The sequence below is a fragment of the Streptomyces cadmiisoli genome (genome assembly GCF_003261055.1).
Lineage (GTDB): Bacteria > Actinomycetota > Actinomycetes > Streptomycetales > Streptomycetaceae > Streptomyces > Streptomyces cadmiisoli.
Window position 1 is genome coordinate 7,610,424 of record NZ_CP030073.1, and the last position, 13,911, is coordinate 7,624,334.

The window sequence follows — 13,911 nt, forward strand, 5'->3', positions numbered from 1 at the left end:
AAGGGACTCCCGGCGGAAAAGCTACGTAGCCGTAGGTTTACGGCATCTCGCAGATCGTGCCCCAAGAACGTGCGAGGAGCCAGCCCCGGTGCCCGCCCGGCGCGAGATCCTCGTCACGTCGGCCCCTGAATCACCTCGTGCTTTTAACAGTTCATTACTTCACGCGTACCACCATTCGCTGGGCGAGCAGGTACATCTCGCAGCCCAGGCAGAACCCGAATGCAGCATTGAGAAACGCGGCACCGAGCGCGAGGCCGGTCGCCGCGAGCCCGAGCCATTCGGGGCCCAGTGTGAACCCGACCAGCCCGACACCCGCGAAGACCAGACCCACCGCCTGCGCGAACCGCGGCGGTTCGGGCGACTCGAACTCCGTCGGCGGCCCGATCCGGGGCCGCACGAACCTGCGGAACACCCAGCCGTACGGCGAACGGCCCACGCCGCCCGCGGTGCCGAGCGCGAATGCGACGGTCTGCCAGGCGAGCAGCCAGGCGCTCCCGGTGGTCAGCGCGACCGCCAGGACGACGGTCGTCACGGCCGCCCCGAAGCGCGGCCCCCTCACATCGATGTCCATGAATCCAGCATTCCGCAGCGGGATCGCCCACGGCAGGCGGGAATCTTTGCGGTCTCGTGAACGCTTCACCCGGCGATGACAGGACTGACGGGACTCGTGGTGTGTCTGGCGGTGCTCGCGGCGACGAGCGTGTTCGGAGGACTGCACCGCCGGCGAAGTGGGAGAGTGCGGGTGCGCGGACGTGACGAGGGGAAGCGGCTCGGCGCGGCCGAGCTGGGCGCGGAACTCGGCGAGCGTGCCACGCTGGTGCAGTTCTCGAGCGCTTTCTGCGCGCCCTGCCGGGCGACCCGGCGGGTCCTCGGCGAGGTGGCCGGCGTGGTCCCCGGGGTCACGCACATCGAGATCGACGCCGAGGCCCATCTGGACCTCGTGCGCGCACTCGACATCCTCAAGACACCGACCGTGCTGGTGCTGGACGCCGACGGCCGGGTCGTGCGACGGGCCGCCGGGCTGCCGCGCAAGGCCGACGTCATCGCCGCCCTGGGGGAGGCGGTCTGAGTGGCGACGCCCGGTCGGCGGGCCTTCGGATCCCGGAACGAACTTGACTGCGCGCAACACCTATCGTCAACCTGACCGTATGCCTTCGGAACTCCTTCTCTTCGGGCGGGCCCATGTCGACCTGGCCCGCACCGCGAGCGCGTGCTGTCCGGGTCGTTGAACAACCCCGGACCTCTCCCCGCGCACGGCTCCGCCGCCGCGGGGGACCGCCCCCTCTCGCAGAAGGCCGACTCCATGACGGCAACGCCCCACCTCGACACCCCGCGCGCCGCCTCCCCCGATCTGCTCCGCGCGGTCTTCCGGCGGCACGCGGCCGGGGTCGTGGTGATCACCGCCCCGGGCGACGCGGGTCCGGTCGGCTTCACCGCCACCTCGCTCACCTCGGTCTCCGCCGAGCCGCCGATGCTGTCCTTCGTGATCGGTACGGGTTCGTCCAGCTGGCCCGCGGTCTCGCGGGCCGGCCACGTCGGGGTGCACATACTCGGTGAACACCAGCAGGAGTTGGCCGCCACCTTCGCGCGCAGCGGCGCCGACCGGTTCGGCGCACCCACGGCCTGGCGCGAGGGCCCGCAGGGCGTCCCCGTGCTCGACGGCGTACTGGCCTGGCTGGTGTGCCGGGTGCACGCGCGGGTGCCGGCGGGCGATCATCACATCGTGGTCGCGGAGATCGCCCTGGGCGCCCCGTCGCGTTCGGGCCGCCCGCTCGTCTACCACCAAGGGCGCTTCACGGCTCTGCGGGATTGAGCACAGGCCCACCGGCCTGCGAAGCCGTCGAGTTCCGGTTACGCTGCGTTGCGAAGGTCACAGTTCAAAGCGCTTGCTTAGCGGGAACGAACTGGGTGTACTGACGAGTAATATTTCGTTCGGAGCGCGGGTCGCCCCGATCGGGACCGGCCGCTTCAGGCGCCTATGCTGCCTGCAAGCAGGCAGCCGAGAAATGACGATGCAGTAGGAGAGCCGGCGTGAGCTTGAGGATCGTTGTCACTGTGAAGTACGTGCCCGACGCCACTGGCGACCGGCACTTCGCCGATGACCTGACCGTCGACCGTGACGACGTCGACGGTCTGCTCTCCGAGCTGGACGAGTACGCGGTCGAGCAGGCGCTGCGGATCGCGGAGGACGCCGACGACGCCGAGGTGACGGTGCTGACGGTGGGTCCGGAGGACGCGAAGGACGCGCTGCGCAAGGCGCTGTCGATGGGCGCGGACAAGGCGGTCCACGTCGAGGACGACGACCTGCACGGCACCGACGCCATCGGCACCTCGCTGGTGCTGGCCAAGGCCATCGAGAAGGCCGGCTACGACCTGGTCATCTCCGGTATGGCCTCCACCGACGGCACCATGGGCGTCGTCCCGGCGCTGGTCGCCGAGCGCCTGGGCGTGCCGCAGGTGACGCTGCTGTCCGAGGTCGCGGTCGACGGCGGCACGGTCAAGGGCCGCCGCGACGGCGACGCCGCCTCCGAGCAGCTCGAGGCGCAGCTCCCGGCCGTCGTCTCCGTCACCGACCAGTCGGGCGAGGCGCGTTACCCGTCCTTCAAGGGCATCATGGCGGCGAAGAAGAAGCCGGTGGAGTCCTGGGACCTGTCGGACCTGGACATCGAGGCCGAGGAGGTCGGTCTCGACGGCGCGTTCACCAAGGTCGAGACCGTCACCGAGCGTCCGGCCCGCACGGCCGGCACCATCGTCAAGGACGAGGGCGAGGGCGGCAAGCAGCTCGCTGAGTTCCTCGCGAGCCAGAAGTTCATCTAAGGGCTCGCCCCCGCTGACCGCCCCTCAACTTCGTTACGCAGGAGAGCATTCCCATGGCTGAAGTCCTCGTCTACGTCGACCACGTGGACGGTGCCGTCCGCAAGCCGACCCTCGAGCTGCTGACCCTGGCCCGCCGCCTCGGCGAGCCGGTCGCCGTCGCCCTCGGCAACGGCGCCGCCGACACCGCCGCCACGCTCGCCGAGCACGGCGCGGTGAAGGTCCTCACCCACGACGCCGCCGAGTACGCCGACTACCTGGTCGTGCCGAAGGTGGACGCGCTGCAGGCCGCCCACGAGGCCGTCTCCCCGGCCGCGGTGCTGGTCCCGTCCTCCACCGAGGGCAAGGAGATCGCCGCCCGCCTGGCGCTGCGCATCGGTTCGGGCATCATCACCGACGCCGTCGACGTGGAGGCCGGTGACGAGGGCCCGGTGGCGACGCAGTCGGTGTTCGCGGCGTCGTTCACCACGAAGTCCCGGGTCCTCAAGGGCACCCCGGTGATCACGGTCAAGCCGAACAGCGCCGCCGTGGAGGCCGCTCCGGCCGCCGGTGCCGTCGAGGCGCTGTCCGTGTCCTTCTCGGAGCAGGCGACCGGCACCAAGGTCACGGGCCGCACGCCGCGTGAGTCGACCGGCCGTCCGGAGCTGACGGAGGCCGCGATCGTGGTCTCCGGCGGCCGTGGTGTGAACGGTGCGGAGAACTTCGGGATCATCGAGGCGCTGGCGGACTCGCTGGGTGCGGCCGTCGGCGCGTCGCGCGCCGCGGTGGACGCCGGCTGGTACCCGCACACGAACCAGGTGGGCCAGACCGGCAAGTCCGTGTCGCCGCAGCTGTACATCGCGTCCGGCATCTCGGGTGCGATCCAGCACCGGGCGGGCATGCAGACGTCGAAGACGATCGTGGCCGTGAACAAGGACCCGGAGGCGCCGATCTTCGAGCTGGTCGACTACGGCGTGGTCGGTGACCTGTTCGACGTGGTCCCGCAGCTCACCGAGGAGATCAAGTCCCGCAAGGGCTGATCGTCCGCGGACCGCACGAGGCCCCCGTGACCGCACCGGTCACGGGGGCCTCGGCTCATCCCAGCGTCAGCGACGCCTGAACCGGCAGATGGTCGCTCGGGAACTGCCCGTCGAGCGAGAACGTGTTGATCTCCGCCCGGTGCACGGTGACACCCGGCGTGGCCAGGATCCAGTCGATGCGGTCACCGTCCGGTGTCAGCGGCCGGTAACCGTGGAAGGTCGCGTACTGCGGGCCGCGTTCGGCCGCGGCGTCCCAGGTGTCGACGAGACCGGCCTCCAGCAGCATGTCGTATACCGGGTTGCCGTGGGCCGCGACGTTGAAATCACCGGTCACCAGCAGTGGCAGCGAGCGATCGAGTCCTGCGATGCGCTGCACCGTCAGGGCGGTGGCACGCTCGCGTGCGTCCTGGCTGCGGTTGTCCAGGTGGGTGTCGAGGACGTAGAACTCCCGGCCGGGGTCGCGCAGGTCGCGGAAGCGGACCCAGGTGACCATGCGGATGGAGCCCCCGCCCCAGGTGTTCGACGCGATCACGTCCGGGGTGTCCGAGAGCCAGAAGTGGTCGTACTCGACCGGCGCGAGACGGCGGGTGTCGTGCAGGATCGCCATGAACTCGTCGCGGCTGCCGCCGGCCCGGCCGGTGCCGATCCAGTCGTAGTGCGGCCCGAGGTCGGACTCGATGTCCCGCAGCTGCTGGTACAGGCCCTCCTGAGTGCCGATGACGTGGGGCCGCTCGCGACGGAGCAGTTCGCGCATCACCGGTCTGCGCACCGCCCAGCTGTTCGGCTCGGTGGCACTCGCGAAACGCAGGTTGAAGGACATGGTCCGCAGACGCAGGTCGGGGGGCTCCTCGGCGGAGGCGGCCGACGGCGACAGTGCTGTACTGGAGAGGGGCAGGGCGACCGCTGCGGCGAACGCGGTCTTCAGGCCCAGACGGCGCGTGACTCGGCTGTGGTTCGGCACAGGGGCTCCTTCTACGGGGGCTGCCGGACGAGTCGTGCATCCGAAGTGTTGTACCGCTTCATGAGATGGGCGTGAACATGCCGAAAGGTCGGGGTGGCCTCGCCGGGACGGGGTGTTGACCATCCGGAAGGTCCACGGATAGCGTCATTCAACAGATTGTTGAATGCTTGAGGCGGAAAACGGGAGGTCCGGGATGGGTCAGGGCCGGCAGGAACAGGTGGCGACGAGCCTCGCGGGCGCGGTCGGCGAGGAGATCGGCGCCTGGCTCGCGCCGGTCGACGCCGAGCTGGCACGCCTCTACCCCGGCGACCCCGGCACCCGGCAGCCCGTCCACACCGTGTACGTCCCCGGTGACGTCTTCGCCGCCGACACCGTCCGCTCCTGGGGCGACCGGGCTCTCGCGGCGCTCGACGAACACGCCCCGGACGCCGCCTCCTTCGCCGCCGTCCTCGGGCTCTCCGACGCACTGGCCGTCCCCGTCCACGACCGGGTCCGCGCAAAACTGGAGCGCGAACCCGTCGAGGACCTGCGCGTCGACTTCGAGGACGGCTACGGCCCCCGTGCCGACGCCGAGGAGGACGAGGCGGCGGCACGTGCGGCCCGGCTGATCGCCGAGGCGTACGCGAACGGCACGGCGGCGCCGTACATGGGCATCCGCATGAAGTGCATGGAGGCCGCCGTCCGGGACCGCGGCATCCGCACCCTCGACATCTTCCTCACCGGCCTGATGCGGGCCGGCGGACTGCCCGACGGACTGGTGCTCACCCTGCCCAAGGTCACCTACCCCGAGCAGGTCACCGCCATGGTGCGGCTGCTTGAGGCCTTCGAGAAGGCGCACGCCCTCGAACCGGGGCGGCTCGGCTTCGAGATCCAGATCGAGACCAGCCAGTCGATCCTCGCCGCCGACGGCACGGCCACCGTCGCCCGCATGATCCAGGCCGCCCGGGGCCGTGCCACCGGACTGCACTACGGCACCTTCGACTACAGCGCCTGCCTCGGTGTCTCCGCCGCCCATCAGGCCGCCGACCACCCGGCCGCCGACCACGCCAAGGCGGTCATGCAGGTCGCCGCCGCGGGCACCGGCGTACGGGTCTCGGACGGTTCCACCAACGTCCTGCCGGTCGGCCCCACCGCGCAGGTGCACGACGCCTGGCGCCTGCACTACGGACTCACCCGGCGCGCCCTGGCCCGTGCCTACTACCAGGGCTGGGACATGCACCCCGGCCACATCCCGACCCGCTACGCGGCCGTCTTCGCCTTCTACCGCGAGGGCTTCGAGCAGGCCGCCGCCCGCCTCGCCCGCTACGCGAGCCGTTCCGGCGGAGACGTCATGGACGAGCCCGCCACCGCCAAGGCCCTCAGCGGCTACCTCCTGCGCGGCCTGGACTGCGGCGCGCTCGACATCGCCGAGGTGGCCCGGCTGAGCGGTCTGACACGGGCCGATCTGGAGGCCTACGCGACACCGAGGCGCGGCGACCTGACGGCCTCCGCCAAGTAGCGGGGCGACCGGGTCCGTTCCCGACGGGCCCGACTGCGCCGGTGCCGCACCGTGCCCCTGCGCACTGCCCGACGTGTCGTGCCGCCGCACGGGACCGGAGCGACAGGCGCTTCAGTCCGCCGGCGGCAGCTCGCCCGAGCCCCGGGTGATCAGCCGCGTGGGCAGTTCGATGCGCTCCGGGAGCACCAGCGAGCCGTCCAGCTGGCGGAACAGCCGCTCCGCGGCGGTACGGCCGAGAGCGGCCGCGTCCTGGGCGACGACGGTGACACCCGGCTGGAGCAGGTCGGCGAGCTCGATGTCGTCGAAACCGACCAGGGCGACCTGCCGGGACTGCTCGGCCAGGACGCGGATCACGGTGACCGTCACACGGTTGTTGCCGGCGAAGACCGCGGTGACCGGGTCCGGGCCGGCCAGCATCTCCTCGGTCGCCCGGCGCACCCGGCCGGGATCGGTGACCCCCAGGGACATCCAGGAGTCCTCGACGGATATCCCGGCGTCCTCCATCGCGGCCCGATAGCCGCGCAGTCGCTCCGCGGCGGTGTGGATGCGGGGCATGTCGCCGATGAAACCGATCCGCCGGTGGCCGTGCGCGATCAGATGCGCGACGCCGTCCCGGGCGCCGCCGTAGCTGTCCGACAGGACGACGTCGGCGTCGATCTTCCCCGCCGGGCGGTCCACGAACACCGTGGCGACACCCGCCTTGAGCTCGGGTTCGAGATACCGGTGGTCGTCGCCGGCCGGGATGACGACCAGCCCGTCCACCCGGCGGGCGCAGAGCGCCAGCACCAGCTCCTGCTCACGATCCGGGTCCTCGGCGCTGGAACCGTTGATCAGCAGGGCCCCGTGGGCGCGGGCCACCTCCTCCACGGCGCGGCTGAGCGGCCCGTAGAACGGGTCGGCCAGGTCCTCCAGGACCAGTCCGATGCTGGCCGTGCGGCCCTTGCGCAGCACGCGTGCGCTGTCGTTGCGCCGGAAGCCGAGCGCGTCGATGGCCTCCTGGACGCGGCGCTCGGTCTCCGGCGTGACCCCCGGTTCGCCGTTGACGACCCGGGAGACCGTCTTCAGGCCGACCCCGGCACGGGCCGCGACGTCCTTCATGGTCGGGCGGTTGCCGTAGCGGCTTCCGGGGAGGCGGTCTGCTCGACGGTGGGTCTCGGGCACGGTGTGGTGTCCTGTCCTGTGGTCCACGGGGATGCGTAGCTCGATGGTTTGTATGAGGATGTGGCGTCGAGCATAGAGCCTGGACAACGTTGTCAGACGCGGGAGAGACTGTCCACCGCAATCTCCGGCCCGCGCCCCACCGCTGGACCGGCCAGCCCTTTTGCCAAGGTTGAACGGGGAGACCTGACACTGATGCACACCGACCTCGTGGCCGCGCTCGACATCGGCGGTACCAAGATCGCAGGCGCGCTGGTGGACGGCGGCGGCCGGATCGTGATGCGCGCCCAGCGCCCGACGCCCGCCCAGCAGGACGGCGACACCGTGATGCGCGCCGTCGAGGAGGTGATGGGCGAGCTGACCGCCACGCCGCTGTGGGGTCGCGCGCACGCCGTCGGCATCGGCAGCGCGGGCCCGGTGGACGCCTCCGCGGGCACGGTCAGTCCGGTGAACGTGCCCGGCTGGCGCGACTACCCGCTGGTGGAGCGGGTCCGGGCGGCGGCCGGCGGACTGCCCGTGGAGCTGATCGGCGACGGAGTGGCGATCACCGCCGCTGAGCATTGGCAGGGCGCGGCACGCGGCCACGACAACGCGCTGTGCATGGTGGTCTCCACCGGCGTCGGCGGCGGTCTGGTCCTGAACGGGCGCCTCCACTCCGGCCCCACCGGCAACGCCGGTCACATCGGCCACATCAGCGTCGATCTCGACGGCGACCTCTGCCCGTGCGGTGCGCGCGGTTGCGTGGAGCGCATCGCCAGCGGTCCCAACATCGCGCGCCGCGCGCTGGACGGCGGCTGGCGTCCCGGTCCCGACGGTGACAGCTCCGCCGCCGCGGTGGCCGCCGCCGCCCGGGCGGGCGACCCGGTCGCCGTGGCCTCCTTCGCACGCGCCGCTCAGGCCCTGGCCGCGGGCATCGCCGCCACCGCGACGCTGGTGGAGATCGACATCGCCGTCATCGGCGGGGGCGTGGGCAAGGCGGGCGACGTCCTGCTGTCCCCGCTGCGCAAGGCCCTCGGCGACTACGCGACGCTGTCCTTCGTCCAGCGCCTGACGGTGGTGCCGGCCCAGATGGGCACCGACGCGGGGCTGGTGGGGGCCGCCGCGGCGGCCCTGGCGAGAACGTCGGACACGACGGCGGCCGGGGTCTGAGAGGCGCTCGGAGCAGGAACGTTCAGGCGTCACCGGGGCGAACACCGGCGCCCCGACCGGCCCGGCGCGGTACTCCGGGCGGCGATCCGCGCGTGACCTCGGCCCGCCGCGACAGTTGAATCGGGTATGAAGAAGCGCAGCATGCTTGCCATCGCCTCCCTCGCCACCGGGTTCGTCGTCGCGGCCGTCACCCCCTCCCACGCGGGGGGCGACATCGGCCTGAGCAACCTCGACCTGGACCCCGTCAGCACCCTCGACGACTCGCTCTCCGGCGCCGGCCAGGCCGGGGCGAAGGACACTCCGCAGGGCAAGAAGGCGCAGGGGCAGAAGAACTGACCGGGCCGACCGCAGCGGCACGAGGCGCCGGCCCCCGGTGAAGGGGGGTCGGCGCTTCCGCTTGTGCACCCTCAACTGGGGCTGGTTTCCGTGGCAGGGTGGAGCGGGCAAGCCACAGGGGGCCAACAGAAGAGGGGGAACCGTGATCGTCTGGATCAACGGTGCGTTCGGTGCGGGGAAGACGACGACCGCACGGGAACTGATCGAACTGATCCCGAACAGCACGCTCTTCGACCCCGAGGTCATCGGCGGCGAGCTGCGCGCCCTGCTGCCGGCCAAGCGCCTCGCCGAGGTCGGCGACTTCCAGGACCTGCCGATCTGGCGCCGCCTCGTCATCGACACGGCCGCCGCGCTGCTCGCCGAACTCGGCGGCACCCTCGTCGTGCCCATGACCCTGCTGCGCCAGGAGTACCGCGACGAGATCTTCGGAGGCCTCGCCGCCCGCCGCATCAGCGTCCGGCATGTGCTTCTGACCCCGGCCGAAACGATACTGCGGGACCGCATCGCGAACCGTGAGATCCCGCCCGACGTCCCCGACGGCGAGATACGCGTGCGGCAGTGGTCGTACGACCACATGGAGCCGTACCGGGCCGCTCTCGCCTCCTGGCTCACCGCGGACGCCCACCCGGTCGACAACGGCGCCCGCACCCCGTACGAGACCGCCGTCCGGATCGCGGAGGCCGTCACCTCCGGGACCGCGTCGGTCTGCGACATCGTGCAGACCCCCGAACCGAGCGCCGAGACACTCGCGGCCGGTGTCCTCCTCTTCGACGAGGAGGACCGTGTGCTGCTCGTCGACCCCACCTACAAGGCCGGCTGGGAGTTCCCCGGCGGCGTCGTAGAGCCCGGCGAGGCACCCGCCCGGGCCGGGATCCGCGAGGTCGCAGAGGAGACCGGGATACGACTCGACGAGATACCCCGCCTGCTGGTCGTCGACTGGGAACCGCCCGCACCTCCCGGTTTCGGCGGGCTGCGCCTGCTGTTCGACGGCGGACGCCTCGGTTCGGCCGAGGCCCGGCAACTGCTGCTGCCCGGACCCGAGCTGCGCGGCTGGCGCTTCGTCACCGAGGAGGAGGCCGCCGGCCTGCTGCCGCCGGTGCGCTACGAGCGACTGCGCTGGGCCCTGCGGGCCCGGGAACGCGGGGCCGCGCTGTATCTGGAGGCCGGCGTGCCCGTCGGGTGACGACGGGCGGGCATCGATCCGTCGCTCTGCCGACCCGCGTACGCGCGCGGCGCAGGCGCCCCGGTCGGTGCCGGGGGCCCGCGCCGCGCGTGGGGTGCTGCGGGGCTCAGCCCGCCGCGTAGTTGCGCAGGAACAGTGCCTCCGCCACGGACAGCCGCTCCAGCTCCTGCGGCGACACGCTCTCGTTGACGGCGTGGATCTGGGCCTCCGGCTCGCTCAGGCCGATGAGCAGGAACTCGGCGTGCGGGTAGAGCGCGGCGAGGGTGTTGCACAGCGGAATGGAGCCGCCCTGACCCGCGTACTGCATCTCCTGACCCGGGTACGCCACCGCCATCGCGTCGGCCATCGCCTGGTACGCCGGGCTCGTCGTGTCGGCGCGGAACGCCTGGCCCTGGCCGATCTGCTCCGTGCTGACCCGCGCACCCCACGGGGTGTGGGCCTCGATGTGCGCCTGGAGCAGTTTCGTCGCCTCCGCCGTGTCCACGCCCGGCGGCACCCGCAGGCCGACCAGCGCCCGCGCACCCGCCTGCACGGACGGGGTGGCGCCGACGACCGGCGGGCAGTCGATGCCGAGCACCGTGACGGCCGGACGCGCCCAGATACGGTCGGCGACCGTGCCGGAGCCGATCAGCTCGACACCGTCGAGGACCTTGGCGTCCTGCCGGAACTGCTCGTCCTCGTACTGAAGGCCCTCCCACCGCGCATCCGACGACAGCCCGTCGACCGTCGTCGAACCGTCCGCCGCGCGCAGCGAGTCCAGCACGCGGATCAGCGCCGCCAGCGCGTCGGGCGCCGCGCCGCCGAACTGGCCCGAGTGCAGATTGCCTTCGAGCGTGTCCACCCGCACCCGCAGGACCGTCGTACCGCGCAGGGTCGAGGTCACCGTCGGCAGGCCGACCCGGAAGTTGCCCGCGTCGCCGATGACGATGGTGTCGGCCTCCAGCAGGTCCGGATGCTCCTCCGCGTACCGCTCCAGACCGCCGGTGCCCATCTCCTCCGAACCCTCGGCGATCACCTTGACATGCACCGGCACGCCGCCGTTCGCCTTCAGCGCGCGCAGCGCCAGCAGGTGCATGATCACGCCGCCCTTGCAGTCGGCGGCACCGCGCCCGTACCAACGGCCGTCGCGCTCGGTCAGTTCGAAGGGCGGGGAGGTCCAGCCGGCCTCGTCCAGCGGGGGCTGCACGTCGTAGTGGGCGTAGAGCAGGACGGTCTTCGCGCCCTCGGGGCCGCGCAGGTGGCCGTACACCGACTGGGTGCCGTCCGGTGTGTCGAGCAGGGCGACGTCCTCGAAGCCCTCGGCGCGCAGCGCGTCCGCCACCCAGCGCGCGGCTCCCTCGCTCTCGCTGCGCGGGAACTGGTCGAAGTCCGCCACCGACTTGAAGGCCACCAGCTCGGTGAGCTCCGCCTTCGCCCTGGGCATCAGCGAAGCGACGGTCTCGGCGACCGGATTCGACGACATGGGCACGCTCCTTGTAGGTGCGACGTTGTAGTTCTCTGTAAGGGCTTGTGCGGTGGGCCCGTGATGCGGTGCACGGACCTCCGCTGCATGCGCGCTCGGGTGACCGCGCGAGTGCAGGCGCGTCCCGGATGCGGGGCGCACACGCAGTCGATCCTCCCACAGCGGCCTGCGGCGATGCCCGCCGTAGGATGCGGGGGACAGATGCGGCAGGCGGCGGATCGGGAGCAGTAGACCATCGTGAGCAGCGAGTACTCTTCGGCGGGCGACGTGCGGCAGGTGTGGGACGTCGTCGTGGTGGGTGCGGGACCCGCAGGGGCTTCGGCGGCCTACGCGGCGGCGGTCGCGGGACGGCGCGTGCTGCTGCTGGAGAAGGCGGAGCTGCCCCGCTACAAGACGTGCGGCGGCGGAATCATCGGGCCCTCCCGCGACGCCCTGCCCCCCGGTTTCGAACTGCCGCTCCAGGACCGGGTGCAAGCGGTGACGTTCTCCAACAACGGACGATTCACCCGTACCCGGCGTTCCAAGCAGATGCTGTTCGGGCTGATCAACCGGCCCGAGTTCGACCACCAGCTCGTCGAGCACGCGCAGAAGGCGGGTGCCGAACTGCGCACCGGCGTGACCGTTTCGCGGGTCGAGCAGCACGGCTCGGCGGTGCCGGACCGGCGGACGGTCGCCGTCGTCCTCCAAGGCGGCGAGACCGTGCTGGCGCGCGCGGTGGTCGGCGCGGACGGCAGCGCCAGCCGGATAGGGGCCCACGTCGGCGTCAAGCTCGACCAGGTGGACCTCGGCCTGGAGCTGGAGATCCCGGTGCCGGAGACGGTCGCGGAGGACTGGCGAGGGCGCGTCCTGATCGACTGGGGTCCGATTCCGGGCAGTTACGGATGGGTCTTCCCCAAGGGCGACACCCTGACGGTCGGAGTGATCTCGGCACGTGGCGAAGGCGCGGCCACCAAGCGCTACTTGGAGGACTTCGTCGGGCGGCTCGGACTCGCCGGGTTCGAACCCGCCGTCTCCTCCGGCCATCTGACCCGCTGCCGGGCCGAGGACTCGCCGCTGTCGCGCGGGCGGGTGCTGGTGTGCGGGGACGCGGCGGGGCTGCTGGAGCCGTGGACGCGCGAGGGCATCTCCTTCGCGCTGCGTTCGGGCCGGCTCGCGGGGGAGTGGGCGGTGCGGATCGCCGAGGCGCACGATGCGGTCGACACCCGTCGGCAGGCCTTGAACTACGCGTTCGCGGTCAAGGCGGGGCTCGGCGTGGAAATGGCGGTCGGCAAGCGGCTGCTGACCGCGTTCGAGCGGCGGCCCGGTCTCTTCCACACGGCCCTGACCGGCTTCCGGCCCGCCTGGAAGGCGTTCGTGGACATCACGCGCGGCTCGACGTCGCTCGGTGAGATCGTCCGCGGCCGTCCCATGGCCCAGCGCGTCCTGACCGCGCTGGACCGCCGGACCGCGCCGGCCGAGGACGAGGCCGGTCCGTGACGCCGGGCGCGTCCGTAGCGGCGGCCGGGGGCGCTGGGCGGGTGTCGGTGTCGGTGGCTGCGGCGTGTGCATCGGTGCGGGTGCGGGTGCGGGTGCCGGTGGCTGTGGGCTCGGGCTTGGGCTCGGGCCGGCGTCACCAGTACGTGATCACGAGTACGTGATCCGGAAGACGGGGTGGTCGGGCGCGACGCGGCGCAGCTCCTCGTCGGAGGAGTCGGGTCCGACGGCGTTGAAGAAGACGCCCACCTCCGCCTTCCAGCGCTTGAGATACGCGCGGAGCAGCGCCGGCTTGTCGTCGTCGGCGATCTCGGTCGCGGCGAACGCGTCCACGTTCTTGCCGAGCCGCAGCTCGCCGCCGCCCGCGGCCCGCATGTTGTGCGTCCACTGGACGTGGCCGCGCGGAGCGACGAGGTAGTGCTGACCGTCCACGGTCAGCAGGTTGACGGGCGTGGTGCGCCACTCGCCGCTCTTTCGGCCGCGGACCGCCAGGACACGGGAGCCCCAGACGCTGAGGCCGCGGCGGGTCATCCAGGCCACGGCCCGGTTGAGGACGTTGACGGTGAACCAGCCGGGCTTCTGGACGTGGGTGGACATGGGTGGGCTGCCTCCTGGACGCGGAAAGTGTGAGCGGTGCTCTCGCTTGCGAGCAGTCTGACCGGAATGACGCTTCGAAGCAAGAGCGCTGCTCTCGTTTTGGAGCGCTATTCCGCCCGGAGTCCGCCACGGAGCCGCGCCTGCCGCGGTGCACCGCACCCGAAACATGCCCGCCCATCGCTCTCGTAGTGGAGCGCCCGTCACGCTTCAGTGCACCGCTCTGGATCTGGAGCGCTGCTCCAAAACATGGAAGACTTTTCC

General features: G+C 71.8%; 14 protein-coding genes. 9 read left to right on the forward strand and 5 right to left on the reverse strand.

Translation table 11 applies throughout. From position 1 onward, the window contains the following. Nucleotides 1–154 precede the first annotated feature (154 nt). A complete protein-coding gene (locus DN051_RS33555) occupies nucleotides 155–571 on the reverse strand; it encodes a DUF4395 domain-containing protein (protein ID WP_053757522.1) in 417 nt (138 codons plus the stop codon). Nucleotides 572–655: 84 nt separating this feature from the next. Here DN051_RS33555 and DN051_RS33560 point away from each other — a divergent pair, with 84 nt between their 5' ends. The 4 genes from DN051_RS33560 (at nucleotide 656) to DN051_RS33575 (ending at nucleotide 3,833) form a co-directional block, all read left to right on the forward strand. Continuing rightward, nucleotides 656–1,069: a thioredoxin family protein gene (locus DN051_RS33560; RefSeq protein WP_112442586.1), complete on the forward strand. Its 414-nt coding sequence runs from the start codon at nucleotides 656–658 to the stop codon at nucleotides 1,067–1,069. Nucleotides 1,070–1,303: 234 nt separating this feature from the next. Further along, nucleotides 1,304–1,813, forward strand: coding sequence for a flavin reductase family protein (locus DN051_RS33565; protein WP_053757676.1), 510 nt, complete (start codon nucleotides 1,304–1,306; stop codon nucleotides 1,811–1,813). Between the two features lie 218 nt (nucleotides 1,814–2,031). Further along, nucleotides 2,032–2,817 carry an electron transfer flavoprotein subunit beta/FixA family protein gene (locus DN051_RS33570; RefSeq protein ID WP_053757520.1) on the forward strand — a complete coding sequence of 262 codons (786 nt, stop codon included), beginning with the start codon at nucleotides 2,032–2,034 and terminating at the stop codon, nucleotides 2,815–2,817. 53 nt (nucleotides 2,818–2,870) lie between these two features. Next, a complete protein-coding gene (locus DN051_RS33575) occupies nucleotides 2,871–3,833 on the forward strand; it encodes an electron transfer flavoprotein subunit alpha/FixB family protein (protein WP_053757519.1) in 963 nt (320 codons plus the stop codon). Nucleotides 3,834–3,888: 55 nt separating this feature from the next. Here DN051_RS33575 and DN051_RS33580 read toward each other — a convergent pair whose 3' ends face one another. Continuing rightward, nucleotides 3,889–4,794 carry an endonuclease/exonuclease/phosphatase family protein gene (locus tag DN051_RS33580; protein WP_112440422.1) on the reverse strand — a complete coding sequence of 302 codons (906 nt, stop codon included), beginning with the start codon at nucleotides 4,792–4,794 and terminating at the stop codon, nucleotides 3,889–3,891. Nucleotides 4,795–4,987: 193 nt separating this feature from the next. Here DN051_RS33580 and DN051_RS33585 point away from each other — a divergent pair, with 193 nt between their 5' ends. Further along, nucleotides 4,988–6,292, forward strand: a complete 1,305-nt coding sequence (locus DN051_RS33585; RefSeq protein WP_112440424.1) for a DUF6986 family protein — start codon at nucleotides 4,988–4,990, stop codon at nucleotides 6,290–6,292. A 111-nt stretch (nucleotides 6,293–6,403) separates the two neighbouring features. Here DN051_RS33585 and DN051_RS33590 read toward each other — a convergent pair whose 3' ends face one another. Then, the gene (locus tag DN051_RS33590) at nucleotides 6,404–7,453 is read right to left on the reverse strand and encodes a LacI family DNA-binding transcriptional regulator (protein WP_079000547.1); all 1,050 of its coding nucleotides are present in this window, start codon (nucleotides 7,451–7,453) and stop codon (nucleotides 6,404–6,406) included. Between the two features lie 192 nt (nucleotides 7,454–7,645). On the opposite strand from DN051_RS33590, the gene DN051_RS33595 reads away from it, so the two are divergent. The 3 genes from DN051_RS33595 to DN051_RS33605 all read left to right on the forward strand — a co-directional run bounded on the left by DN051_RS33595 (nucleotide 7,646) and on the right by DN051_RS33605 (nucleotide 10,118). Beyond that, on the forward strand, nucleotides 7,646–8,599 hold the full coding sequence (locus DN051_RS33595) for an ROK family protein (RefSeq protein WP_112440426.1): 954 nt from the start codon (nucleotides 7,646–7,648) through the stop codon (nucleotides 8,597–8,599). A gap of 126 nt (nucleotides 8,600–8,725) precedes the next feature. Further along, nucleotides 8,726–8,935, forward strand: coding sequence for a hypothetical protein (locus DN051_RS33600; protein WP_053757514.1), 210 nt, complete (start codon nucleotides 8,726–8,728; stop codon nucleotides 8,933–8,935). A 142-nt stretch (nucleotides 8,936–9,077) separates the two neighbouring features. Then, nucleotides 9,078–10,118, forward strand: a complete 1,041-nt coding sequence (locus tag DN051_RS33605; protein ID WP_053757513.1) for an NUDIX hydrolase — start codon at nucleotides 9,078–9,080, stop codon at nucleotides 10,116–10,118. 106 nt (nucleotides 10,119–10,224) lie between these two features. Here the strand turns inward: DN051_RS33605 and DN051_RS33610 are convergent, their stop codons facing one another. Continuing rightward, a complete protein-coding gene (locus DN051_RS33610) occupies nucleotides 10,225–11,580 on the reverse strand; it encodes a dipeptidase (protein ID WP_053757512.1) in 1,356 nt (451 codons plus the stop codon). Nucleotides 11,581–11,817: 237 nt separating this feature from the next. Here DN051_RS33610 and DN051_RS33615 point away from each other — a divergent pair, with 237 nt between their 5' ends. Further along, complete coding sequence (locus DN051_RS33615; protein WP_112440428.1) at nucleotides 11,818–13,056, forward strand: geranylgeranyl reductase family protein; 1,239 nt, start codon at nucleotides 11,818–11,820, stop codon at nucleotides 13,054–13,056. 147 nt (nucleotides 13,057–13,203) lie between these two features. Here the strand turns inward: DN051_RS33615 and DN051_RS33620 are convergent, their stop codons facing one another. Continuing rightward, nucleotides 13,204–13,650 carry a nitroreductase family deazaflavin-dependent oxidoreductase gene (locus DN051_RS33620; RefSeq protein WP_112440429.1) on the reverse strand — a complete coding sequence of 149 codons (447 nt, stop codon included), beginning with the start codon at nucleotides 13,648–13,650 and terminating at the stop codon, nucleotides 13,204–13,206. Nucleotides 13,651–13,911 lie beyond the last annotated feature (261 nt).